Consider the following 23,019-nt stretch of genomic DNA (forward strand, 5'->3'; position numbering starts at 1 on the left):
CCCAGTCCGCCGCCTGCGCCTGGGCTGGCACCACTTACCACGCGGGCGCCACCGTCGCCGCGGGTGGACGCGAGTACCGTTGCGGGACAGATGGTTTCGGCGCTCCCTACTGGTTCGTGGGTGCACCGACCACGCGGCCCGACACCGTCGCGAATCCCGGCGCGCGCAGCGACCCCGCCGGACGGTTCAGCGCGGGCGCCCGTCAGCCCGGCACGTCGTACAACGACTACTGCGTCGGCAACCAGCTGATCGCCGGCACCGAGGACATCTACCAGGTGGTCCGGGCCGCCGACGGCCGGTTGTTCTGGAAGGCCGCGGGCCCCGTCTCCGGATGGCACTTCGGCCCGGAATCCGCACGCCCCGAAGCGACTTGGCGCACGGCGTCGCTCTGCTACGACGGCAACCTCACCTAGCCGCCGACCGGCGGGCACGGTCCAGTTCGCCGAGCAGTCGCCAGGTTCGGCGCTGATCCTCAGGGGTGGTCAGGTCGGTCTGGGAGAACACCACGTCGGTCGCGCCCGCGTCGAAGTACTCCGCGACGCGGGCCGCGATGTGCTCCTCGTCGCCGATCACCACCAGGTCGGCGGCGCGGGCGGCGCCCGACAGGCCGATGATGCGGGCATAGGACGGGATGGCGTCGTAGAAGGCGGTCTGTGTCGCCGCGGCCGCACGCGCCCGCTCGACGTCCGCGGTCACCACACCGGGGACCAGCACGGCGATGCGCGGCCGCGGCCGCCCGGCGGCGGCGCGCTCGATGGGTGCGACGATGTGTTCGGCCAGCGCCCGCGGCCCGACCAGGAACGGCAGCGTGCCGTCGGCCAGTTCGCCGGTGACCCGCAGCGCCTGCGGCCCCATCGCCGCCACCAACACCGGCAGCCGCGGCGCGGCACCGGCGACGGCGGCCGGCAGCGGGTTCGCCGCAGTGACCGTCTCGCCCTGGAAATCGACTGCGCCCGTGGCGAATACGGAGTTCAAGACGGTGAGGAAGTCACGCAGCCGCGCGATCGGGCGCGCGAAGCCGACCCCGAAGGCCCGTTCGGTGGTGCCCGCCGTGCCCAGCGCCAGGCCGAGCGCGAAACGTCCGCCGGTGGCCGCCTGGGCCGTCTGCGCCTGACTCGCGATCAGCAGCGGGTGCCGCCCCGAGATCGGCACGGCGGACGTACCCACCTCGAGGCCCGGAACCTCCCGCCCCACCACGGCCGCCACCTGCACGGCGTCGTGCGAGAACCCCTGTCCGAACCACACCGAACCCAACCCGGCGGCGGCCGCCTCCCGTCCCACCGCGACGGCGGCGTCCACCGCATTGTCGGTAGCGTCGAGTGCGAACGGCGACACCGCGATTCCCATGCCCACCCCCGGGCCAACTCCTCGACCCGGCTGCTCTATTCCGCGCCCTCGCGGTGTTCGAGGCCGACGGCGGCGAGGAGTTCGCGGCGGTCGTCGCGGAGTTTGGCGTTGTCGGCCTCGGCGGCCTGCATGAGGTCGGCGAGGCCGTCGGCCAGGGCGTTGAGTTTCTGCTGGACCGCGGCGTCGGAGCGGCGCTGGGTGTTCTGGAGCAGGGCGACCAGCAGGAAGGTGATCACGGTCGTGACCGTGTTGATGATCAGCTGCCAGGTGTCGATGTCGGTCACCACCACGGTGGGGGCCCACAGCACGACGATGAGCACGCAGGTGGTGAAGAACCACGCCTGCGACACCCGATCGGCGACCACGGTGGCGAAGCGGTCGAACACCGACCGGTCGTCACCCACTTGCGAGGGCAGCACGGCGTCCGCGCGCTGAGAGTTGTTGTCCGACATCGTTCCTCCTGCTCGGGGCGGCGGGCGCGGCCCTATCGATCCGGCGAGCTGGTGCTGTCGACATACCCGCACCGGGGGCCGCGAAACGGTGCGTGGTTGCTCCCGGTGTGCCCGAGATGCACTGCAATTGGCGTCCCGCTAGTTTCGTGGAGAACGTTTCATTCGAATCGGCGATCCCGGTTCGCCTAGCAGCACCCCCTGATGGAGGAAAACCGTGCGCATCCTGCTGGTCGCCAGCGCATTCAACAGTCTCACGCAGCGGGTTCACACCGAGTTGCGCGAACGCGGGCACCGGGTCGGCGTCGAACTGGCGCTGGGTGACGACCTGCTGCGGGCGCGGGTGGCGCAGTTCCGGCCGGATCTGATTCTCGCCCCGATGCTGACCACGGCGATCCCGGAGGACGTCTGGTCCCGGCACACCGTGCTGATCGTGCATCCCGGTCCCAAGGGCGACCGCGGGCCCTCGTCGCTGGACTGGGCCATCCGCGAGGACGCGCCGGAGTGGGGCGTCACGGTGCTGCAGGCCGTCGCGGAGATGGACGCCGGGCCGATCTGGGCCTCCGAGCCGTTCCCCGTCGCGGCGTGCGGCAAGAGCGAGCTCTACCGCAACGAAGTGTCCGACGCGGCCGTGCGGGCGGTGCTGCGCGCTGTCGAGCGATTCGCCGACCCCGACTTCACGCCCGAACCGCTCGACTACGACCGCCCCGACGTGCGCGGGCAGCTGCGGCCGTATCACGCGCAGGAGTTCCGGCGCATCGACTGGTCGGCCGACGACACCGCGACGGTGCTGCGCCGGCTGCGCGCGGCCGACTCCCAGCCGGGCGTGCTGGACGAGCTGTTCGGCCGGCAGTACTTCGTGCACGGCGGGCACAACGAGGACCGCCTGCGCGGCTACCCGGGCGCGGTGATCGCCACCCGCGACGGCGCGATCTGCCGGGCCACCGTGGACGGTGCGGTGTGGCTGCCGCAGCTGCGGCCGCGCCGCACGCCCGGCGGTCCCGCGACGTTCAAGCGGCCCGCGGTCGACGTGCTCGGCCCCGACCTGCTCGCCGGGGTCCCCGAGGTGCCGGTGACGCCGTTCGAGGCCGCCACCCGCGACACCTGGTCGGAACTGCGCTACCGCGAGCACGGCGAGGTCGGCTACCTCGAATTCGCCTTCGCCGGTGGCGCGATGAGCACCGGCCAGTGCCGCCGCCTGCTGGCCGCCTACCGACAGGCCGCGCAGCGCCCGGTGAACGTGCTGGTGCTGGGCCCGCCGCGGGACTTCTTCTCCAACGGCATCCACCTGAACGTCATCGAGGCGGCGGCCGATCCGGCCGAGGAGTCCTGGCACAACATCAACGCGATGAACGACCTGGTCGAGGCCATTCTCACCACCACGGACAAGCTGGTGGTCTCGGCGCTGGCCGGCAATGCCGCCGCGGGCGGCGTGATGCTGGCGCTGGCCGCCGACGAGGTCTGGTGCCGGGAGTCGGCGGTGCTGAACCCGCACTACCGGCTGATGGGCCTGCACGGGTCGGAGTACTGGACCTACACGCTGCCCCGGCGGGTCGGCAGCGACCTCGCCGACCGGCTCACGCGCGAGACGCTTCCGGTCGGCGCCCGGCACGCCGCGCGGATCGGCCTGGTGGACCGGGTGGCTCCCGGCGGTGCGGCCGAGTTCCGGGCCTGGGTGCGCGGGGAGGCCGAGGCGCTGGCCGCGTCGCCGGAACTGGCGGATCGGCTGGTGGCCAAGAAGCAGCGCCGCGCCGCCGACGAGGCGGCCAAACCGCTGTCTGCCTACCGGGATTACGAACTGGCGCAAATGCGCCAGAACTTCTACGGCGAGAACGAGCCGTACCACCGGCTGCGCCGAAACTTCGTGCACAAGGTGCGTCCGCAGGTGACACCGACCCACCTACTCGCCTGAGCCGCTGGTCCGGCGGTACGAAGCTTTCACATTGCAATCCCCAACCCGTCCCGGGATGAACTATGGTCCGGTCACGGATTGATAACTGCTGTTGCCATTGGAGAAGTACGCCGTGCTGGAGCTCGACCATTTCAACCATGGGTTGCTGACGCCCATCCTCGCCTATCTGATGTCGTTCATCGGCTCTGTGCTCGGCCTTCGCTGTGCCGTCCACGCCCGCTCGTCCCGCTGGCCCGGCGGCTGGCTCATCGCCGCGGCGGTGGCGCTGGGTGGTTGCGGCATCTGGGTCATGCACTTCACCGCCATGCTCGGTTTCTCCATTCAGGGCATGACCGTGCGCTACAACGTGCCGATGACGTTGCTCAGCGCGGCCATCGCGATCGTGGTGGTGTGGATCGGGCTGTCCATCGTGGTCCGGGTGCGGCGGGAGGTGCTGGCGCTGCCGATCGGCGGGGCGGTCACCGGCATCGGGGTCGCGGCCATGCACTACCTGGGCATGTCCGCGATGCACGCGGGCGCGCACGTCGAGTACGGCATCGGGCTGGTGACGCTGTCGATCGTGATCGCGGTGGTCGCGGCCACGGCGGCGCTGTGGTTCATGCTGCACGTGCACGGCTTCGGGGCCACCCTCGGCGCGGCGGTGATCATGGGCTTGGCGGTCTGCGGCATGCACTACACGGGCATGGCGTCGATGAGCGCGCACCGCGGTGACCACGCCGCGGCGGCGAACGGAGTCGAGCCGGTCGAGCTGCTCACGCCGCTGATCATGACCGTCACGCTGGTCACCATGATGCTGATCGTGCTGGTCGGCTTGGCCGAGGTCGACACCCCCGGCCGCGGGGAGATCGACGACCTCGACGAGCCCGCGCCGGCCGACAGCGGTCGCAACTGGCCGCGCCTGGACCCGTTCTCCGACGCGCCCCGCCAGCCGGTGCGCGCGCCCCAGCCGCCCCAGCAACAGCAGCAGTCCGTCCCGACCTCGGTCAGCCTGCGGGCCGCCAGCACCCGCGCCGCCGACAACGGTCCGGGGTTCGGCCGCCAGCAGCGCTGACCGGGCGTCACCACCGAATCCTATTGCGCGGCAACACTTTCCGAGACGAGGTCCGCCGGGACGGCATGGCATCACGCTTTCCCGGCGATCCTCCCCGAATTCCCCGGTGTCCGCGGCCCGTACGGGCTGTGCTGAAATCATGGGCGGGACGGCGTGCTGGACAGCGACAACGAAAGTCACTCGTGATGCGCAAGGTGTGGCGGCGGAAGCCGGCGGCGGAGGACTACGGTCTGCTCGTGACCGTGGCGACGGTCTTCGACGAGACCACGGCCGGTGATGTGGCGCGGCTGCTGCGCGACCACGGCATCCGGTCCACCCGCGGGCGCGCCGGCCGCGCCCGCAACCGCATGCGCATCCTGGTCTTCCCCGAAGACGCCCGTCGCGCCTACGACGTGCTGTTCCTGCACACCAGCTGACGAATCGACCGCGGCCCATGCCCGAACACACCGGCGCCCCGCGCCCGTTCCCGTTGCGGCCCGAGCCGATTCACGTCTCGGACGCGGTGCTGGCGGATCTGCGCAAGCGGCTCGAGCTCACCCGGTGGCCCGAGGACGCGGGTAACCGCGACTGGTACTACGGCGTCGACCGCTACTGCCTGGAACGGCTGGTGCACTACTGGCGCACCGGGTTCGACTGGCGCGCGGCCGAGGCGCGGATCAACGCCTACGAGCACTACCGCGTCGAAATCGACGGTGTGCCGGTGCATTTCATGCGCAGGCCGGGCGTGGGGCCCGCGCCGACACCGCTGATCCTCACACACGGGTGGCCGTGGACGTTCTGGCACTGGGCCCGAGTGGTGGACCCGCTGGCCGATCCGGGCGCCCACGGCGGCGATCCGGCCGAGGCGTTCGACGTGATCGTCCCGTCGTTCCCGGGTTTCGGGTTCTCCGCTCCGCTGCCCGACCGTCCGGACATGAACTTCTGGAAGGTCGCCGACCTCTGGCACACGCTGATGACCGAGATCTTGGGCCACCCGCGCTACGCCGCCGCGGGATGTGATGTCGGGGCGCTGGTCACCGGGCAGCTGGGCCACAAGTACGCCGCCGAACTGTACGGCATCCACATCGGCTCGGGCCTGCGCCTGGACCTGTTCACCGGCGACCGGGCCTGGGATTACAGTGGCGGCCAACCGATTCCGGCCGGATTACCCGCCGACGTACACGCCCGGGTCGTCGAATTCGACCGGCGCTTCGCCGTCCACCTGGCCGCGCACGTGCTCGACTCCAGCACGCTGGCCGTCGGGCTGTCCGACTCTCCCGCCGGCATGCTGGCGTGGATCCTGCAGCGGTGGAAGAGCTGGAGCGACAACGGCGGCGACGTGGAATCGGTCTTCGGCGCGGACGACCTGCTCACCCACGCGACGATCTTCTGGGCGAACAATTCCATCGGCACCTCGATCCGCACCTACGCCAACAACAATCGCTACCCGTGGACTCCGTCGCACGACCGGCGGCCGGTTGTCGAGGCGCCCACCGGGATCACCTTCGTCGCTCACGAGAACCCGCCGGGCGTCACCACCGAACGCCGCGTCGAGCACTATCTCGCGAGCGATCGCGCGGGCTGGTACAACCTGGTGAATCTCACCGCGCACGAGCGCGGGGGCCATTTCATTCCGTGGGAGATTCCGGCCGAATGGGTGGACGATCTCCGGCGCACATTTCGCGGACGGCGCTGAATCGGCCTGCGCTGCGGGCATCGGTCAGAACCTCCGGGCGCCGCTGGCGGGCATCTGCGACAGGTCCGTCATCACCACGCCCGTGCTGTTGGTGCCCGCGTGGATGACCTTGCCGTCGCCGGCGTAGAGGGCCGAGTGGCCGCCGCCGTAGAACGACACCATGTCGCCGGGCTCCAATTCGTCCATGCCGACCGGAGTTCCGGCCGAGAGCTGGTCGTAACTCGTGCGGGGCACATCGACCCCGGCTTGCCCGTAGGACCACTGCACCAGCCCGGAGCAGTCGAAGGAATCGGGTCCGGCCGAGCCGTAGCCGTAGGACGCGCCCAGCTTCGATTCCGCCGCCTCGACGGCGCGTTCGCCGCGGGTCTTCTCGGGCGTCACGGCCGGAGCGGCCGGAGCCGGGGCGGGCAGATCGGGCAGCACATACGTGCCCGGCACACCGGGCGCGCCGAGCAGCGCGCGAATATCGAGGCCCGGCACGGCGGACTGCAATTGATTCACGATGCCGGTGACGGCGGACTCCGAATAGGGCGCCACCTCCGGCGCGGCCACGGGGGCGATTTCCGGCACGGCCGCCGCGACCGGAATATCCGGCTCGGCCTCCGTCACCGTAATATCGGGTACCGCCTCGATACCCGGCGTCGCGACCATGATGCCCGGAATTTCCCGGGGCGCCGGAATTTCGATCGGCACCTCCACGGAGCCGATACCCGGCACGGATATCTGCTGCGCCGAGGCCTGGCCCGTGGTCAAGAGGAGTGCGCCGAGTGCACCGAATACCACCGCCGCGGCCGCCGCCAGCCACCAGAAGAGGCGCTGCGGGGAGCGGGTATATCGGACGTCGTCGGTTCCTGCCATGATCGGTCCTCCGATCCTCTCGTCTCGAACAGATTCGAGAAATATCCCGTGTTCGTTCCGGTACCAGCGGATCCGAGAGGCCATGTTTCGCCCGCCCCGATACGAATGCAAGTAAATAAGTGGATATAAGTGATAACAAGAAGATAAACATCGGAAAACTGTACGATCACGAAAGAATGCCCCGCTTCGGATATTTTCCGAAGCGGGGCATTCTCGAAAGGAACTCAAGCGGTGATCTGCTGCTCGATCCGCTCCGCCATGGTGCGTAGTCTCGCCGCGAATTCGCGAGCCGCGTCCGGGTCGCCGGTGGACCCCTTGACGACCCGGCGGGTCAGCGCGACCAGCCGGGACTCCACGGTGCTGAACAGATCCGCGGGGCGTTCGGCGGCCGCCTGCTCGCGCGTCTCACCGCGCAACCAGGCCTGCAGCCGCCGCACGGCCGCCTCCTTCTCGAACCGTTCCGGCAGGACGGCCACCGCCTCCCGCAATTTGCCCGCGGTGATCTTCACGTCGTCGGCCGCGAGGGTGGCGTAGACCGTCACCGCGGCCTCCTCGCCGTGCTCGGCGGCCACCGGCAGCAACTCCCGGATCTGGCCCTCGTTGATGCCCGGCGCCATCGGGTGCAGTTTGGCGGCCAGCGGCCAGGCCCGGATCAGCTTGTGGGCGTAGGAGCGCTGCATATCCCACCGCTGCTCGACGTAGTCGTCGAAGGTGCCGTATTCGCTGCGGTACAGCCGCCCGTCGCGGACGATCTGCAAGGCCCGCCCGGCCGCCCAGAACGCCAGGCGCAAAGTGCCGATGGACGATTCACAAGCCGACAATTGATCCTGCTCGACCGCGGTGAGCGGGCCGTCGCCGGGCTTCGGCAGCGGCATCGTCAGCACGTTCGCGGTGGCGTCGGCTGCCGAATCCGAGGGCACCACCGACAGATTCCGTGCCGACCGCCGCCATTCCGCGTCGCGCAGCGGCGACACGGGCGGCGTGTGCTCGGCGGTATCGGCCAGCGGATTGACGGCGACGGCGGCAGCGCTCGATTTGCCGCCGATCACGGATTTCCTGCGTTGCGGAGGCATCAGGCGGGCACCCCCAGCGCGACGCGGTACGGGCTGACCAGCTCGTCGCCCACCCGGCGGTATTCACCCAGATCGTGCAGTGGGTTCTCGGCCCCCTCGCCGACTTCCCCATCGGCGGCTTCCCGGTACCACTTCCACGCACTCAAATAGGATTCGAACACCTCGTAGCCGGCGTCCGCCAGCTGTCCGCGCTGGGTGCGGTATTCGGTGGAGACGTTGACGCCCTTCTTCATCGTCACCGGAACCTTCGTCATCAGGACTCGGACCCGGATTTCGCGCGCCGCGTCGACGGCCGCCTCCTCGGCGGCCCGATACGTGCTGGGCACTCGCTTCACCTCCGAGGGACTCACGCTCGTCAGCAGGACGAGCTCGTCGGTCGAGGGAATCGCGGCCTTGAAGATGTCCGCCGATTCACCTCCGGCATCCACGATGATCACGTCGTAGTTTCCGGCGTTGTCGGCGATGCAATCGTCGACGTGCCGGGACGGGAACGCGATCAGCGTGAAAGGCACATCCACTTCTCCCTTCTGTAGCCGCCGATACCAGGAATATCCGGTCTGGCTCAGCGGGTCGGCGTCGATCACCAGCACGCGCAATTCGTGTTCGAGCGCGAAGTAACCGGCGAGAAAAAAGGCGGAAGTGGTTTTGCCGACTCCGCCTTTCAGATTACCCAGGGTCACCACCAAGGGTTTCGGCAGATCCAGTGATGCAGCAGAATTCGTCACGGACGGTCCTCCTTCGAGGAGAGCAACACTGTGCGTCGCCCAGTGTGGCACGACCGTGAGCGGAAATCGGATATTTGCGGGTGCCGCGCGGTGTGTCCAATTGGACACGGACGCGGCGGCGGACACGGACCGCCGCTCCCCGCTACAGTGATCTCCGTGCACCGAATCTTCACCGTCACTCCGCCCCCCGCCGCCTGAGCGGGGTGGTTCGCGCGCCGAGCGGCAGGTCCGCCCGGCCCACCGCTGGTACCGGCACGCCCGCACCGGCCCGATCACGCATCGGAGACCGGTAGCGCCGTCGCACGGTACGGCCGTCCAGACAACTGCCCCGCGTCGTCGTCCGTTCATTCCCTCGACGCAGGAGCACTTCTTTCATGTCTGTCGACATCGTCGCGCCCGCGCGCGACCGTGCGGCGGCGGCGCTGGTCGCCGCCGGAATACTCTGGGGCACCGGCGGTCTCGCCGGATCGCTGCTCGCGGACCGGGCCGGTCTGTCCCCGCTGTCCGTCGCCACCTACCGGCTGCTGCTCGGCGGCGGGCTCGCGATCGTGCTGCTCGCGGTCTCCGGCGGGCTGCGCGGGCTGCCGCGCACCCGGGCGGCCGGGCGGCGCATGCTGGGCACCGGGGCACTGCTCGGCTGCTATCAGGCCTGCTATTTCGTTGCGGTGCAACACATTTCGGTAAGTTTGGCGACGATGGTGACGATCGGCACGCTGCCGGTGTTCGTCGCCATCGGTGCGGCCGTGCGGGATCGCCGCGCGCCCGGCGGGACCACTCTGCTCGCGATCGCCGTCGCGGTGACCGGGCTGGTCCTGCTCACCTGGTCGCCCGGTGGGGTCGCGAGCGGCTGGACGCTGGTGGCGGGCGTGGGCTGGGCGCTGCTCGCCGCGGCCGGGTTCGCGCTCATGACCCTGCTCACCGCGACGCCCGTGCCCGGCCTGGATCCCTTGCGCACCACCGCCTTCGGCATGCTCACCGGCGGGCTGCTGCTCACGCCCGCGGCCCTGGTCTCCGGCATGGCGCTGCCGCTGCGCGCCGACGTGCTCCTCACCGCCGGGTACCTGGGCAGCGCGCCGACCGCCCTCGCCTACACCGCCTACTTCCGCGGATTGCGCACCGCCGCACCGGTTCTCGCCGCCCTGGCCGCCCTCCTGGAGCCGCTCACCGCGGCCCTACTGTCGGCGGTCGTCCTCGGCGACCGCCTCGGCGGCGCGGGCTGGTGCGGTGCGGCCTTGCTGATCACCGCCCTGGCAATCAGCTACCGGAGGTAAGCGTGTGCCCTGCATCCCGGCGAAAGCGTGCCGGGATGCAGGGAATCGGGGGCAGCGGCGAAGGTGTGCGGCCTCCCCGTCACCGGACCGAGGGCGTGCCCGGGGACCGGTTGCCTGTAGCCAGGAGGGAGTGGCGGCGGCTGTAGGCGAAGTAGATGACCGTGCCGATCACGAACCAGATGGCGAAGCGGGCCCAGGTTTCCGGCTTCAGGTAGGTGATCAGCCAAATCGAGAAGGCTATGCCGATCAGGGGGATGACCGGCATGAGCGGGGTGCGGAAGCCGCGCGGGAGGTCGGGGCGGCGGTAGCGCAGGACGATAACGGCGACGCACACCACCACGAAGGCGAGCAGGATGCCGATATTGGTCAGCTCGGCCGCCTCCCCGATCGGCAGGAACCCGGCGATCACCGCCGACACGATGCCCGCGATCCACGTGATCCGGGTCGGCACGTGCCGGGTGGGGTGGGTCTTGGCGAACCACTGCGGCAGCAGGCCGTCGCGGCTCATCGAGTACCAGATCCGGGTGACGCCGAGCATGAAGGTGAACAGCACGGTCATGATGCCGACGATGGCCCCGGCCGCGATCAGGCTGCCCAGGCCGGGCAACCCGACCGACTCGAACGCCGACGACAGCCCGCTCTTCGGATTGATCTCGGTGTAGTGCTGCATCCCGGTCAGCACCAGGCACACCAGTACGTAGAGCACCATCGAGATCGCCAGCGACAGCAGGATCGCCTTGGGCAGATGGCGTTTGGCGTCCACGGACTCCTCGGCCGCGGTCGACATCGCGTCGTAGCCGAACACCGCGAAGAACACCGTCGACGCCCCGGTCACCGCGCCGCCGAAGCCGAACGGGAAGTACGGACTGTAGTTCCCGCTCTCGATGTAGAACGCGCCCGCCACGATCACCACGAGCACGACCACGATCTTGATGCCGACCACCACGGTCTCGAACCGCGCCGCCGCCTTGATGCCCCGGTTGAGCAGGAAGGCGATCAGCAGGCACAGCAGCACCGCGAACAGGTCGACGTAGTGGCCGTCGCCGGTGCCGGGCGCGCCGAGCATCCAGTCCGGCAGCGAGATGTCCAGCTGCTCGAGCAGGAACGAGATGTACCCGGAGATGCCGATGGCGACGACCGCGACGATCGCCGTGTACTCGAGCAGCAGATCCCAGCCGATGAACCAGCCGACCGGTTCGCCGAGCACCGCGTACCCGTAGGTGTACGCCGACCCCGCCTTCGGGATGAGACCCGCGAACTCGGCGTAGGACAGCGCCGCCGCGGCGCTGGCGACACCCGCGATCAGGAAGGAGATCAGCACCGCCGGTCCGGCCGTGTCGTGGGCGACCGAGCCGGCGAGGGCGAAGATGCCGGCGCCGATGATGCCGCCGACGCCGATGGCCGTCAGCTGCCACAGGCCCAGGGCCCGCTGCAGGCCGCCGGGGGATTCGTCCTCGATCAGTTCGATGGGTTTGCGCCGGAAGAACTCGCGCATCGCTGGACTCGCTGGCATGTGATCGCTCCTTGCACTACCTGGTCGGGGCAGTGTAAATGTGAGCGGTAACACGGCCGTTGTCCAGCGCCATGAACGACTTTCCCGAATTTCGTCGGATCGGACGACCCGCGCGGCGGGCCGGTATGCATGGCGATCAGGTCGCGTCGGCTGCGGGGAGCGGCGCGAGGGCGACGGTGATGTTGTCGGCGCCACCGGCGCGCAACGCGAAGTCGACCAGTTCCCGCGCGGGTTCGGGCGCGGTCGCCGTCGCGGCGAGATCGTCGGGGTCGGACAGATAGTTCCACATTCCGTCGCTGCACAGCAGCAGGACACCCGGGCCGCGTACGCGCACCACCCGCACCGGGATGTCGGCGGGGACGAGCTCGGAATCCGCACCGAGCCAGCGCATCAGCGCGTGCGCGCGCGGGTCGCGCATCGCCGTCTGCTCGTCCAGGCCGCCGGCGACCAGCAGTTCGGCGAAGGAGTCGTCGACCGTCAGCCGCCGCGACGGCGTCCCGCGCCCGTCGCCGCGCAGCCAATAGGCCCGGCTGTCACCGACATTCGTCACGGCGATCTCGGCCTCGCCGTCGGCGTCCGGCCGCAGCACGGCCGACACGTACGTGCACGACGGCGAGTGCCCCTCGGCGACGGACACCGCGCGCACGGCCGCGAACGCGGCTTCCAGGCCGTCGAGCAGGGCCTCGGGCGCGGTGCGGTCGGCCGTCAGCGCCGCCGAACAGGCGTGCACGCCGGCGCGGACCGCCGCGCCCGCCGCCACCTGCGGGTCGTCGGAGGTCGAGACGCCGTCGGCGACCGCGACGACGATCACCGGACCGGTCGCGGTGTCGAGCACGGCCGCGGCGACGGCATCCTCGTTGCGCGCGTGGGCGATACCGCGATCGGTGACCAGCTGTACCGCGCCCAGATCGGCGGCGGCGCGGTCTGGCGGGCGGTGTTGCGCGCCGCAGCCGGTGCAGTAGCCCTCGGCGTCGAATTCCGTTGCGCCACACCGGTCGCAGCCGGACGCGAGGGCGGTGGGATCGGGCAGCGCTACCCGGCGGACCGCCGGGTGGCGGCCGCAGTGCTCGCACCAGCGTTCGGCCACCGCGGTTCTCGTGTCACAGCCGGGGCAGCGCGGCGCGCTCACAGGGTCGACCATCGGTCCCACCTATCCGCTGTAGCGCGGGGCGGGGGCCCCCGCGGCCGGGCCGAGCGCGTTGAGATGAGCGGAGTACAGGCGCTGCCAGGTGCCGTCGCCGCGGATCCGGTCCAGCACGCCGTTGACGAACCGGACCATGTCGTCCTCCCCCTTCGGCACGCCGACCGCGTAGTTCTCGAAACCCAAAGGGTCGCCGACGACCTGGAGATTGCCGTCCTGTTCGGCCAGCCCGACCAGGATCGGCTCGTCGGTGGTGATCGCGTCCACCTGCCCCTGCTGCAGGGCGACCAGGCAGTCGGTCCACTGGTCGACGCCCAGCACGGTCGGGTGGTTCGACAGCGTGAACATCGGGCCCGAGGAGGTCGCGCCGAAGGTGACGCACACCCGCTTGCCGGCCAGGTCCGGCAGGGCCCGGATCGGGCCGCCGCGTTGCGCCAGGATCCGTTGCGCCGCTTTGTAGTACACGGTCGAGAAGTCCACCTCGCGACGGCGCTCACAGGTCACCGAGAAGGTGCGGACCACGAGATCCACCTGTTTGTTCTGCAGGGCCGGCAGGCGTTCGGCGGTGGAGACCGACCGCAGTTCGATCCGGTTCGGATCGCCGAACAGGTCGCGGGCGATCTCCCGGGCCAGGTCGATGTCGAAGCCCTCCAGCTGACCGGTGGCCGGGTCGCGGAAACCGAACAGGTAGGTGTTCTGGTCGACGCCGACCGTCACCCGGCCCTTGGCCACGATGCGGGCCATGGTCGAGCCCGCCGGCATCGCCCCCGGCGCCGGTTGCGCGCCCGGCCGCAGACTGGCCTCGGCATCGCAGCCGCGGTCGGTCCCGGGCGGGGTGGTGATCTCGCGAGCCTTGGGCGGCAACGGATTCACCGGCGCGGCCGGCCCGGAGCGCGGCACGGCCGGATCCGCGCCGCAGGCGGCCAGCACGGCGATCGACGCGACCACCAGCGCCGCCCGCAGCACCCGCGCGTTCACAGGAACTCCTTCAGTCCCGGCCACAGCCCGGCGACGACGCCGGCGGCCGCGAGCACCATCAACACCAGTGTGCCCCCGGCGGCGGCGATCCAGGCGTCACCGGCGGCATCGATCTGCCCGCGCAGCTGCGCCCGGGTCTGCTCCAGGTCCGCGCTCAGCGAGCCGTCCAGCTGAGCGAAACGCTCGGCCGACGACTCGGAACCCGACCCGATCGCCTGCTCCAGCGCCGCCGGGTAGTTGGCCGCGTTGTAGTACTCGAGCTGCCGCCCGTGCCCGGCGATCCACTGCGAGAACTGCTGGCGCATCGGCGAATCCGCGCCGGATACCTCGGTCAGCTCCTGCTGCAGGCGCGCCGTCTTGGTCTTGAAGTCCTCCTCGGTCTCCTTGGTGTCGCCGCGCGTGATCAGCTCGAGCGTCTCGTCGGTCCGCGCCTGCTGCGCGAGAATCCTTGCCTGCGCGAGGTTTTCGCTGCGCGCGGTGGGACCGCCGCCACCGGTGTCGATCGCGCCGTTGGACACGACGGTGGACGCCACGATCCACAGCAGGGCCAGCGCCGCCGCGCCCGCACCGGCCGAGACACCGAGATTGAACAGCCGATTGGTGCGCTGCAACAGCACTCGCGACGCGACCACCGCGCCCACGAGCGTGACCGCCAGCAGGACCAGCGCGCCCCACGGCGGCCCGGTGACGGCCCGCTGGTCGGCGCGCAGCCCGGCGTGCCGCTGGTCGGTCAGCCGGGCGGCGCTGGGCAGCAGCGCGCCCTGCATCAGACCCGACGCCTCCCGCAGATACGCCGAGCCGACCGGGAAACCCTGCCGGTTGTTCACCCGGGCGGTCTCCACCAGGCCGGTGTACACCGGGAGATCGGCCGCGATGCGCGCGACGATCTCGCGGGTGTGCGGATCGCCCGCGCCCGCGGTGGCCGCGGCCAGGGCGTCGGCGGTGTCGGCGAGCGCCTGCTGGTATTGCCCACGGATGCGCGGGGATTCGATGCCGCCGGTCAGGAACGCCGTGGCCGCCGAGGCGTCGGCCGCCGACAGCGCCACGTACAACCGCTGCGCGGCATCGGCCAGCGGCTCCGAGCGTTGCAGGGCCGCGTCGCGGCGGGCGGTCTTGTCGCTCAACTGGTTCGCGCACACCAGGCCGGACAGCAGGCACAGGACGACCGCCGCGAAGGCGATCGCGACAATCGCGCCGGGGGTCGTCGCGGCGAAGCGCCGCAACCATTCCGCACCGTTGCGGACCGTCGCCGGTAGGCGAAGTCCCACGCGCTCTCCCCCTAGTCCAGCCGGAGTTCCGCACGCGATCGTACGGGAGCGGCCTCCGGTTCGCCGGGTGATCGCGGCGGGAGGCCCGCTGCCTGCGACAGCGACCGGAACGCGCCGAAATCGAGACCGAAAGGCCGGAAGATCGCGACCGTTTCGGCCCTGCCGAGGCCCGAGCGAGCGTAGAGTACGCAGCTGTCTGCGAGTCCGCCGCTGCGACTCGACCTTCCTTTCACGACTGTCAGGGTGAGACGGATGCCCTTCCTGGATCGCCGCGAAGCCGGCCGACGGCTCGTCGAACGCCTGCGCGCCTTCCGCGGGCCCGACACCATCGTGCTCGGGCTGCCGCGCGGGGGCGTGCCGGTCGCGTTCGAGGTCGCCACCGCCTTGCGGGTACCGCTGGACGCCGCAGTGGTGTGCAAGCTGGAGGTGCCGGACCGGCCGCGGCTGGTGTTCGGCGCCGTCGCCGAATCCGGCGTGCGCGTGGTCGACGACGATCTGGTGGTGCGGGCCTTCATCGCGCCGCCGGAACGCTCCCGGGTCGAGCGCCACGCGCGAGAGACCGTGCTGCGCAACAGCGCTCGGCTACGGCGCGGCCGACCGCAGCCGGCGCTGGCCGGTCGCACGGTGGTGCTGGTGGACGACGGCGTCACGACGGGCAATACCGCGCGGGCGGCGTGCGCCCTGGCGCGGGCGCAGGGTGCGGCCCGGGTGATCTTCGCCGTACCGGTCGGTTCCTGCCGGCCGATCCGCGCGCTCGCAGGATGTGCCGACAATGTGATCTGCCTGGAGACGCCGGCGCTGTTCCACACCATCGAGCAGTGGTACCGCCACTTCGACGAGGTCAGCGAGGACACCGTGCGCGCACTGCTGGATCGCGCGACCGGCGAACTGGGCGACCGGCCACCGACCCAGCCGATCCGTACCGTCTGAAACACGTTCTAGACACATGGGGTCATGTGTCTTACATTCGAGACATGCAAGAGGATATGTCTCACGCCGCTCGCTTCCGGCTCCGCTCCGGCGACAGCTGGCGTGACCCGTGGTCGATGTACGCCGCGCTGCGCGAGCACGACCCGGTGCACCACGTGGTCCCCCCGGGCCGCGAGGACGAGGACTACTACGTGCTCTCGCGCTACGCCGACGTGTACGCGGCGGTCCGCGATCCCGAAACCTTCTCCTCGGCAGCGGGTTTGACCGTCGACTACAACAACCTGGCCGAGATCGGGCTCGGCGCGAACCGGCCGTTCGTGTTCACCGATCCGCCGGATCACACGGTGTTCCGGCGGCGCGTGGCCAAGGGCTTCACACCCCGCCAGGTGCAGGAGATCAGCCCGGCCGTGCGGGAGTTCGTCGTCGACCGGATCGAACGGCTGCGGGCCGACGGCGGCGGGGACATCTCCGCCACGTTGTTCAAACCCCTCCCCACGATGGTGGTGGCGCACTATCTCGGTGTGCCGGAAGAGGATCGGGCGAAATTCGACGAATGGAGCGAGGCCATCGTGGCGGCCTCCGCCACCGGCGGCGTGCTCCAGGCGCAGGCCGCGGTCGGGGAACTGGGACAGTACTTCACGGGATTGATCGAGCGCCGCCGCGCCACACCCGGCGACGACACCATCTCGCACCTGCTGGCCTCGGGCCTGGCCGCCGACGGCGACATCGGCGAGGTGCTGCAAATTCTCGGCTTCGCCTTCACCATGATCACCGGCGGCAACGACACCACGACCGGAAACCTCGGCGGCGCGGTGCAATTGCTGACCCGTTACCCCGAACAGCGCAAGCGCCTGCTCGACGACCCGGAGCTGATCCCGGGCGCGGTCGACGAATTCCTGCGCCTCACCTCGCCCGTACAGGGCCTGGCCCGCACCACGACCCGGGACGTGGAGATCGACGGCGTCACCGTTCCGGCGGGCCGCCGGGTGCTGCTGCTGTACGCGTCGGCCAATCGCGACGAGCGCGAATTCGGCCCGGACGCAGCCGAACTCGACGTGCTGCGCCGACCGAGGAACATCCTCACCTTCGGCAACGGCAACCACCACTGCCTCGGCGCGGCCGCCGCGCGCATGCAGGCCACCATCGCCCTGCGGGAACTGCTGGCGCGCTGCCCCGACTTCACCGTCGACCTCGACGGCGTCCGCTACACCGAGGGCAGCTATGTGCGCTGGCCGGTCAGCGTGCCGTTCCGGGCCGCGGCGTGAGCGCGCGGCAGGCCGATTGGCTGGGCGGCCCGCGGTCCGCGCACGCCGCCGAGCGGATCCTGGACGCGGCGGCCGAGCTGTTCGCCGAACGCGGCGTGGCCGCCACCGGGATGGCCGACATCGCCAAGGCCGCGGGCTGCTCGCGGGCGACGCTCTACCGGTACTTCGACAGCCGGCAGGCCGTGCGGCTGGCCTTCGTGCACCGCGAGGCCCGCCGGATCGGGCCCGCGGTGCTCCGGGAGATCCCCGCCGACGCCGCACCCGGCGAGCGGGTCGTGGCCGGCGTGTCGGCCGCGCTGCGGGCGGTGCGCTCGGACCCGCTGCTGATCGCCTGGTTCCGGCCCGGCGACGCCGGACTCACCAGCGAGATCGCCGAGACCTCGGCGGTGATCGAGGCCATCGCCGGTTCGCTGTTCGCCGCGGAAGACGGTGTGACACAAGAGGAGCTGTCGCTGCGGGCCCGCTGGCTCACCAGGATCATCGTGTCGCTGCTGACGGTCCCGGGCCGCGACGACGACGAGGAGCGCGAGCTGCTGCGGCGCTTCGTGGCGCCCCTGATCACCGCCGCGCGGCCCTGACGGCCCTGGTCACCCGCGGCGGGCGGGGGTTGCGCGCGGTCGCCCGGCGCACGAGGGTGGAGGCATGGATTCGCTGATCATGTCCGCCCGCGACCTCGAGTTCCTCCTCTACGAGTGGCTGGACGTGACCGGGCTGACCGCCCGCGAGCGCTACCGGGAGCACACCCGGGAGACCTTCGACCAGGCGCTGGACCTGAGCCGGGAGCTGGCGACCAAGTACTTCGCCCCGCACAACCGCGACAGCGATCTGCACGAGCCCACCTTCGACGGCGAGAAGGTGCACGTGCTCCCGGTGGTGAAGCAGGCGCTCGACGCGTTCGGCGCGGCCGGGCTGGTCGGCGCCGCGATGGACGAGCGGGTCGGCGGAATGCAGTTGCCGCACACCGTCTTCAGCGCCTGCATGGCCTGGTTCTACGCGGCCAACGTCGCCACCACCAGCTATCCGATGCTCACCATGGGCAACGCGAACCTGCTGGCGGCGCACGCCTCCGCGGAGCAGATCGACCGCTTCGTGCGCCCGATGATCGCCGGGCGCTACTTCGGCACCATGGCGCTGTCCGAGCCGCAGGCGGGTTCCAGCCTGGCCGACATCACCACCAAGGCCGTGCCGCAGGACGACGGCACCTACCGCGTGTTCGGGCGCAAGATGTGGATCTCCGGCGGCGACCACGAGCTGTCGGAGAACATCGTGCACCTGGTGCTGGCGCGCATTCCCGACGCCCCCGTGGGCACGCGCGGCATCTCGCTGTTCATCGTGCCGAAGTACCTGCCCGCCGCCGACGGCTCGGCGGGCGAGCGCAACGACGTCGTGCTGGCGGGCGTCAACCACAAGATGGGCTGGCGCGGAACCGTCAACACCGCACCGGTTTTCGGTGACGGCGCCTTCACCCCGGGCGGCGCGGCGGGCGCGGTCGGCTATCTGGTCGGCGAGCCGAATCGCGGCCTGGCCTACATGTTCCACATGATGAACGAGGCGCGGCTGGGCGTCGGGCTGGCCGCCACGGCGCTCGGCTACACGGGATATCTGAAGGCCCTCGACTACGCCCGCAACCGGCCGCAGGGCCGCCCCGCCACCGCCAAGGGGCAAGCCACGCCGCAGCTGCCGATCGTGCGTCATCCGGACGTGCGCCGGATGTTGCTGGCGCAGAAGTCCTATGCCGAGGGCGCGCTCGCGCTCCAGCTGTACTGCGGCTCGCTGATCGACGAACAGCGCAGTGCCACCGGCGAAGCGGAGGTCGAGCGGGCGGCCACGCTGCTGCGGGTGCTGACCCCGATCGCGAAGAGCTGGCCCAGCCAGTGGTGCCTGGCCGCCAACGACCTGGCCATCCAGGTGCACGGCGGCGCGGGCTACACCCGCGACTACGACGTCGAGCAGCACTACCGCGACAACCGGCTGAACCCGATTCACGAAGGCACACACGGCATTCAGAGCCTCGACCTGCTCGGCCGCGCGGTCACCGCGGACCGCGGCGCGGCGCTGACGCTGCTGGTGGAGACCATCGGCGCGACGGTCGCGGCGGCCCGCGCCACCGCGGACGGCGACCTCGGCGACTACGCCGACGCCCTGCAGCAGGCCGCCGGCCGGGTCGTGGCCACCACCGGTCTGCTGTGGCGGGACCTGGATCCCGAACCGGCGCTGGCCAACTCGGCCGCCTACCTGGAGGCGTTCGGGCACGTGGTGCTGGCCTGGATCTGGCTGGAGCAGGCCGTCGCCGCGCACGGCCGCACCGGCGCGTTCTACGACGGCAAGCGCGCGGCGACCCGGTACTTCTACCGCTGGGAGCTGCCGCGCACCGCACCCCTGTTCGACCTGCTCGACTCGCTCGACCGGACCACCCTCGACCTGGACGATTCCTGCCTGTAGTCGCCGTTCGGTTGCGACAATGTCAAATACGTTCGGTGTTAGGGTATTACGCAGTCAAGTCAGCGGTGGCAACGACGCCGTCCCGTACCCGCAAGGGGCCTCGAGCCCACCCGGTATAGGCGGAAAGCGATGGACCTTCTCAACCCGATCGACGCGATATTCCTGGCAACCGAATCCCGCGAGCACCCGATGCACGTCGGCGGCCTGCAGGTGTTCGAACCGCCGCCCGACGCGGACGACGACTTCGTCCGCGTCCTCTACGACGAGGCGCAGGCGGCGACCGACGTGCGGCCCCGTTTCCGGCGTCGCCCGGGCCGCCTCCTCGGCGGCTTCTCCAGCGTCGTGTGGTCGCACGCCGAGGACGTGGATCTCGGCTACCACCTGCGGCGCAGCGCGCTGCCCGCACCCGGCGGCGACACCGAGCTGCTGGACCTGGTGGGGCGCTTGCACTCCACCCTGCTCGACCGGCACCGGCCGCTGTGGGAGGGCCGGGTCGTCGAGGGCCTGGCCGACGGGCGGTTCGCGGTCTATGTGAAGGTGCACCACGCCCTCATGGACGGGGTGTCGGCCCTGCGGCTGTTGCAGCGCAGCCTGACCGACGATCCCTTCGACACGCGCCTGCGCACCCCGTGGACGATGGCGCGGCCGGAGCCGGACGGCGAGACCGGCCCGGGGCTGTGGGAGCAGCTCCGAAAAGCGCTGCCACGCATAGCGACCGGCGCGGGCGCGGGAGCCGCCGCCGTGCGCGCGCTCACCGAGGGCAGGCTGGAACTGCCGCTGTCCGCGCCCCCGACGATGTTCAACGTGCCGATCGGCGGGGCGCGCAGCGTCGCCATCGGCTCCTGGCCGCTGCAACGCATCCACGCCGTGCGCCGCGCCACCGGCACCACCGTCAACGACGTGGTGCTCGCCATGTCCGCCGGTGCGCTGCGCGCCTACCTGCTGGAGCGGAACGCGTTGCCGGACAAGCCTTTGACGGCGATGGTCCCGGTGGACATGCGCGGGCCGGGCGACTCCGACGGCGAGGGGAACATGGTCGCCGCGACGCTGTGCAACCTGGCGACCGACCTCGCCGATCCGGCCGCGCGCCTGCACGCGATCCACGACTCGATGCTGCGGTCGAAACAGGTCTTCCAGCAGCTGCCGCAGTGGGAGGCGATCGCGCTGTCGGCCCTGCTGATGTCGCCGCTGGGGGTGACGCTGGTGCCGGGATTCCAAGCGCTGCCGCGGGTTCCGTTCAATCTGGTGATCTCCAACGTGCCCGGCCCGCGCAAGCCGGTGTACCTGCAGGGCGCCCGCCTGCACAGCAACTACCCCTTGTCGATTCCGTTCGACGGCCAGGCGGTGAACATCACCGTCACCTCCACGGCCGACACCCTCGACTTCGGCTTGGTCGCCTGCCGCCGCTCGGTCCCGCAGCTGTCCCGGATGATCGAGCACCTGGACACCGCGCTGGCCGAACTGGTGGCGGCCACGACCGCGGGCTAGACCCCCGCGCCGGGGAACTTGCCCGGCGGCGGCTCCTCGACGATCACCTCCGGCTCGGCCGGGCGGCCCGGCCACGGCCGCTCGGCCAGCACCGGGAACTGCCCGGCGTGCCCGTGCCGAATCTCGGCGATGCGCAACACCTTCCGGCGCGCGAGGAACCAGCCCGCGATCAGCGCCGGTCCCAGCACCGCGATCAGCGCCAGCACCGCCGTGCGCTGCACCGCGGTGCCGCTGCACGCCATCAGCAGCACCACCACGGCGAGGAACACCAGCGCCGCGATCGTCGTGTACGGCGTGCCGGGCAGCCGGAACTTCGGGCGGTAGGCGATGCCCTGCCGCCACCGGTACCACAGCCGCAACTGGCACAGCAGCACCACGGTCCACGACACGATGGTGCCCAGCGCCGACACGTTCAGCACGATCTCGAACGCCTGGTCCGGCACCACCGCGTCGAGCCCCACCCCGACCAGCGCGATCGCGCCGGTGGCGAGGATCCCCACGTAGGGCACGCCGCTGCGGGACATCCGCGCGGCGAAGCCGGGCGCGCTGCCGTTCATCGACATGGAGCGCAGGATCCGGCCGGTCGAGTAGAGACCGGCGTTGAGACTCGAGAAGGCCGCGGTCAGTACGACCAGGTTCATGATGGTGCCGGCGGCGGGCAGGCCGATGCGCGCGAAGAAGGTCACGAACGGGCTCTCGCCCGATCGGAAGGCGGTGTAGGGCAACAGCAGTCCGAGCAGGATCAGCGAGCCGACGTAGAACACGGCGATGCGGGCGATCACCGAGTTGATCGCGCGCGGCATGACCTGCTCCGGATTCTTCGTCTCACCCGCCGCGATACCCACCAATTCCACTGCGGCGTAGGCGAAGACGACGCCGGTGGTGACCGTGACCAGCGGCAGCGCGCCGGTCGGGAACAGGCCGCCGTGCTCGGTCACCACCTGCACGCCGGTCCGCTCGCCGTGAATCGTGAAGCGCCCGGCCAAGAATACCGTGCCGACGATCAAAAAGCCCACGAGCGCAACGACTTTGATCAGCGCCACCCAGAACTCGAGCTCGCCGAACCACCGCACCGAGATGAGGTTGGTGCACACCACCGCGACCAGGGCGAGCAGCGCCAGCAGCCAGTGCGGCACCGCCGAGAACAGACCCCAGTACCGGAAATACGTGGCGATGGCGGTGATGTCGACGATGCCGGTCATGCACCAGTGGAAGAAATAGGTCCAGCCCACCGCGAAAGCCAGCTTCTCCCCGTAGAACTCGCGCGCGTAGGAGACGAACGACCCGGCCGAGGGACGATGCAGCACCAGCTCGCCGAGCGCGCGCAGGATGAAGAAAACGAACACCCCGCACACCGCGTACACCAGAAACAGACCCGGCCCGGCGCCCGCGAGCCGCCCGCCCGCCCCGAGGAACAGCCCGGTACCGATCACACCGCCGATCGCGATCATCTGCAATTGCCGCGCGTGTAGCGATCTTCGATACCCGGCGTCTTCCGCGTGCAGCGCATCGGCGAGCGCCGACAGTTCCACAGGTCGCCGGACTGAAGCCATGACCAGGGCCTAACTGTGAGTCAAATCTCGTCGCGCAACAATGTACCGTCATGTAGCGGTGCGTTCAACAGTGGTAAGTG

At 70.6% G+C, this 23,019-nt stretch carries 21 protein-coding genes; 11 read left to right on the forward strand and 10 right to left on the reverse strand.

The window, feature by feature from the left end; translation table 11 throughout:
* Nucleotides 1-116: 116 nt before the first annotated feature.
* Nucleotides 117-413, forward strand: coding sequence for a hypothetical protein (locus IU476_RS08860; protein WP_195098503.1), 297 nt, complete (start codon nt 117-119; stop codon nt 411-413).
* Here the strand turns inward: IU476_RS08860 and IU476_RS08865 are convergent.
* Nucleotides 406-1,347: a TIGR03564 family F420-dependent LLM class oxidoreductase gene (locus tag IU476_RS08865; RefSeq protein ID WP_195098737.1), complete on the reverse strand. Its 942-nt coding sequence runs from the start codon at nt 1,345-1,347 to the stop codon at nt 406-408. The genes IU476_RS08860 and IU476_RS08865 overlap by 8 nt on opposite strands.
* A 35-nt stretch (nt 1,348-1,382) precedes the next feature.
* Nucleotides 1,383-1,799 carry a low affinity iron permease family protein gene (locus tag IU476_RS08870; RefSeq protein WP_195098505.1) on the reverse strand — a complete coding sequence of 139 codons (417 nt, stop codon included), beginning with the start codon at nt 1,797-1,799 and terminating at the stop codon, nt 1,383-1,385.
* A 214-nt stretch (nt 1,800-2,013) separates the two neighbouring features.
* On the opposite strand from IU476_RS08870, the gene IU476_RS08875 reads away from it, so the two are divergent.
* The 4 genes from IU476_RS08875 to IU476_RS08890 all read left to right on the forward strand — a co-directional run bounded on the left by IU476_RS08875 (nt 2,014) and on the right by IU476_RS08890 (nt 6,434).
* On the forward strand, nt 2,014-3,708 hold the full coding sequence (locus IU476_RS08875) for a hydrogenase maturation protein (RefSeq protein WP_195098508.1): 1,695 nt from the start codon (nt 2,014-2,016) through the stop codon (nt 3,706-3,708).
* Nucleotides 3,709-3,799: 91 nt separating this feature from the next.
* Nucleotides 3,800-4,759, forward strand: coding sequence for an MHYT domain-containing protein (locus tag IU476_RS08880; protein ID WP_228823339.1), 960 nt, complete (start codon nt 3,800-3,802; stop codon nt 4,757-4,759).
* A 182-nt stretch (nt 4,760-4,941) separates the two neighbouring features.
* On the forward strand, nt 4,942-5,175 hold the full coding sequence (locus IU476_RS08885; RefSeq protein ID WP_438943984.1) for a hypothetical protein: 234 nt from the start codon (nt 4,942-4,944) through the stop codon (nt 5,173-5,175).
* A 17-nt stretch (nt 5,176-5,192) separates the two neighbouring features.
* Entirely contained in the window at nt 5,193-6,434 is a 1,242-nt protein-coding gene (locus IU476_RS08890; protein ID WP_195098510.1) for an epoxide hydrolase family protein, read from the forward strand.
* 24 nt (nt 6,435-6,458) lie between these two features.
* Here IU476_RS08890 and IU476_RS08895 read toward each other — a convergent pair whose 3' ends face one another.
* The 3 genes from IU476_RS08895 to IU476_RS08905 all read right to left on the reverse strand — a co-directional run bounded on the left by IU476_RS08895 (nt 6,459) and on the right by IU476_RS08905 (nt 9,048).
* Nucleotides 6,459-7,292, reverse strand: a complete 834-nt coding sequence (locus tag IU476_RS08895) for a C40 family peptidase (protein ID WP_438943985.1) — start codon at nt 7,290-7,292, stop codon at nt 6,459-6,461.
* A gap of 224 nt (nt 7,293-7,516) precedes the next feature.
* On the reverse strand, nt 7,517-8,365 hold the full coding sequence (locus IU476_RS08900) for a hypothetical protein (RefSeq protein ID WP_195098513.1): 849 nt from the start codon (nt 8,363-8,365) through the stop codon (nt 7,517-7,519).
* A complete protein-coding gene (locus tag IU476_RS08905; protein WP_324193961.1) occupies nt 8,365-9,048 on the reverse strand; it encodes a ParA family protein in 684 nt (227 codons plus the stop codon). The genes IU476_RS08900 and IU476_RS08905 overlap by 1 nt, the downstream gene beginning before the upstream one ends.
* Before the next feature lie 416 nt (nt 9,049-9,464).
* On the opposite strand from IU476_RS08905, the gene IU476_RS08910 reads away from it, so the two are divergent.
* Nucleotides 9,465-10,361 (forward strand): DMT family transporter, encoded by an 897-nt coding sequence (locus IU476_RS08910; RefSeq protein ID WP_195098515.1) that lies wholly within the window; start codon nt 9,465-9,467, stop codon nt 10,359-10,361.
* Between the two features lie 79 nt (nt 10,362-10,440).
* On the opposite strand, the gene IU476_RS08915 is transcribed toward IU476_RS08910, so the two are convergent.
* From IU476_RS08915 to IU476_RS08930, 4 genes are all read right to left on the reverse strand, one after another.
* Entirely contained in the window at nt 10,441-11,874 is a 1,434-nt protein-coding gene (locus IU476_RS08915) for an amino acid permease (protein WP_195098516.1), read from the reverse strand.
* Nucleotides 11,875-12,010: 136 nt separating this feature from the next.
* Complete coding sequence (locus tag IU476_RS08920) at nt 12,011-13,015, reverse strand: protein phosphatase 2C domain-containing protein (protein ID WP_195098517.1); 1,005 nt, start codon at nt 13,013-13,015, stop codon at nt 12,011-12,013.
* A gap of 9 nt (nt 13,016-13,024) precedes the next feature.
* Nucleotides 13,025-13,993, reverse strand: coding sequence for a glutamate ABC transporter substrate-binding protein (locus tag IU476_RS08925; RefSeq protein WP_195098518.1), 969 nt, complete (start codon nt 13,991-13,993; stop codon nt 13,025-13,027).
* Entirely contained in the window at nt 13,990-15,261 is a 1,272-nt protein-coding gene (locus IU476_RS08930; RefSeq protein WP_324193942.1) for a GlnX family signal transduction membrane protein, read from the reverse strand. The genes IU476_RS08925 and IU476_RS08930 overlap by 4 nt, the downstream gene beginning before the upstream one ends.
* A gap of 252 nt (nt 15,262-15,513) precedes the next feature.
* Here IU476_RS08930 and IU476_RS08935 point away from each other — a divergent pair, with 252 nt between their 5' ends.
* From IU476_RS08935 to IU476_RS08955, 5 genes are all read left to right on the forward strand, one after another.
* Nucleotides 15,514-16,191, forward strand: coding sequence for a phosphoribosyltransferase (locus IU476_RS08935; protein ID WP_195098519.1), 678 nt, complete (start codon nt 15,514-15,516; stop codon nt 16,189-16,191).
* Between the two features lie 44 nt (nt 16,192-16,235).
* Nucleotides 16,236-17,456: a cytochrome P450 gene (locus tag IU476_RS08940; RefSeq protein ID WP_195098522.1), complete on the forward strand. Its 1,221-nt coding sequence runs from the start codon at nt 16,236-16,238 to the stop codon at nt 17,454-17,456.
* Entirely contained in the window at nt 17,453-18,034 is a 582-nt protein-coding gene (locus tag IU476_RS08945; protein WP_324193943.1) for a TetR/AcrR family transcriptional regulator, read from the forward strand. The genes IU476_RS08940 and IU476_RS08945 overlap by 4 nt, the downstream gene beginning before the upstream one ends.
* Before the next feature lie 64 nt (nt 18,035-18,098).
* A complete protein-coding gene (locus IU476_RS08950) occupies nt 18,099-19,898 on the forward strand; it encodes an acyl-CoA dehydrogenase (RefSeq protein WP_195098524.1) in 1,800 nt (599 codons plus the stop codon).
* Between the two features lie 129 nt (nt 19,899-20,027).
* The gene (locus tag IU476_RS08955) at nt 20,028-21,386 is read left to right on the forward strand and encodes a WS/DGAT/MGAT family O-acyltransferase (protein WP_195098525.1); all 1,359 of its coding nucleotides are present in this window, start codon (nt 20,028-20,030) and stop codon (nt 21,384-21,386) included.
* Here the strand turns inward: IU476_RS08955 and IU476_RS08960 are convergent.
* Entirely contained in the window at nt 21,383-22,939 is a 1,557-nt protein-coding gene (locus tag IU476_RS08960; protein ID WP_195098526.1) for an amino acid permease, read from the reverse strand. The two genes, IU476_RS08955 and IU476_RS08960, sit on opposite strands and share 4 nt — an antisense overlap.
* Nucleotides 22,940-23,019 lie beyond the last annotated feature (80 nt).

Source organism: Nocardia blacklockiae (genome assembly GCF_015477355.1).
GTDB classification, from domain to species: Bacteria; Actinomycetota; Actinomycetes; order Mycobacteriales; family Mycobacteriaceae; genus Nocardia; species Nocardia blacklockiae.

Bases quoted from the DNA above. Each gene is read 5' to 3' on its own strand.
- IU476_RS08890 (WP_195098510.1), top strand. From the start codon at position 5,193: ATGCCCGAACACACCGGCGCCCCGCGCCCGTTCCCGTTGCGGCCCGAG.
- IU476_RS08915 (WP_195098516.1), bottom strand. From the start codon at position 11,874: ATGCCAGCGAGTCCAGCGATGCGCGAGTTCTTCCGGCGCAAACCCATC.
- IU476_RS08955 (WP_195098525.1), top strand. From the start codon at position 20,028: ATGGACCTTCTCAACCCGATCGACGCGATATTCCTGGCAACCGAATCC.
- IU476_RS08920 (WP_195098517.1), bottom strand. From the start codon at position 13,015: ATGGTCGACCCTGTGAGCGCGCCGCGCTGCCCCGGCTGTGACACGAGA.
- IU476_RS08900 (WP_195098513.1), bottom strand. From the start codon at position 8,365: ATGCCTCCGCAACGCAGGAAATCCGTGATCGGCGGCAAATCGAGCGCT.
- IU476_RS08935 (WP_195098519.1), top strand. From the start codon at position 15,514: ATGCCCTTCCTGGATCGCCGCGAAGCCGGCCGACGGCTCGTCGAACGC.
- IU476_RS08865 (WP_195098737.1), bottom strand. From the start codon at position 1,347: ATGGGAATCGCGGTGTCGCCGTTCGCACTCGACGCTACCGACAATGCG.
- IU476_RS08950 (WP_195098524.1), top strand. From the start codon at position 18,099: ATGGATTCGCTGATCATGTCCGCCCGCGACCTCGAGTTCCTCCTCTAC.
- IU476_RS08910 (WP_195098515.1), top strand. From the start codon at position 9,465: ATGTCTGTCGACATCGTCGCGCCCGCGCGCGACCGTGCGGCGGCGGCG.
- IU476_RS08940 (WP_195098522.1), top strand. From the start codon at position 16,236: ATGCAAGAGGATATGTCTCACGCCGCTCGCTTCCGGCTCCGCTCCGGC.
- IU476_RS08960 (WP_195098526.1), bottom strand. From the start codon at position 22,939: ATGGCTTCAGTCCGGCGACCTGTGGAACTGTCGGCGCTCGCCGATGCG.
- IU476_RS08870 (WP_195098505.1), bottom strand. From the start codon at position 1,799: ATGTCGGACAACAACTCTCAGCGCGCGGACGCCGTGCTGCCCTCGCAA.
- IU476_RS08895 (WP_438943985.1), bottom strand. From the start codon at position 7,292: ATGGCAGGAACCGACGACGTCCGATATACCCGCTCCCCGCAGCGCCTC.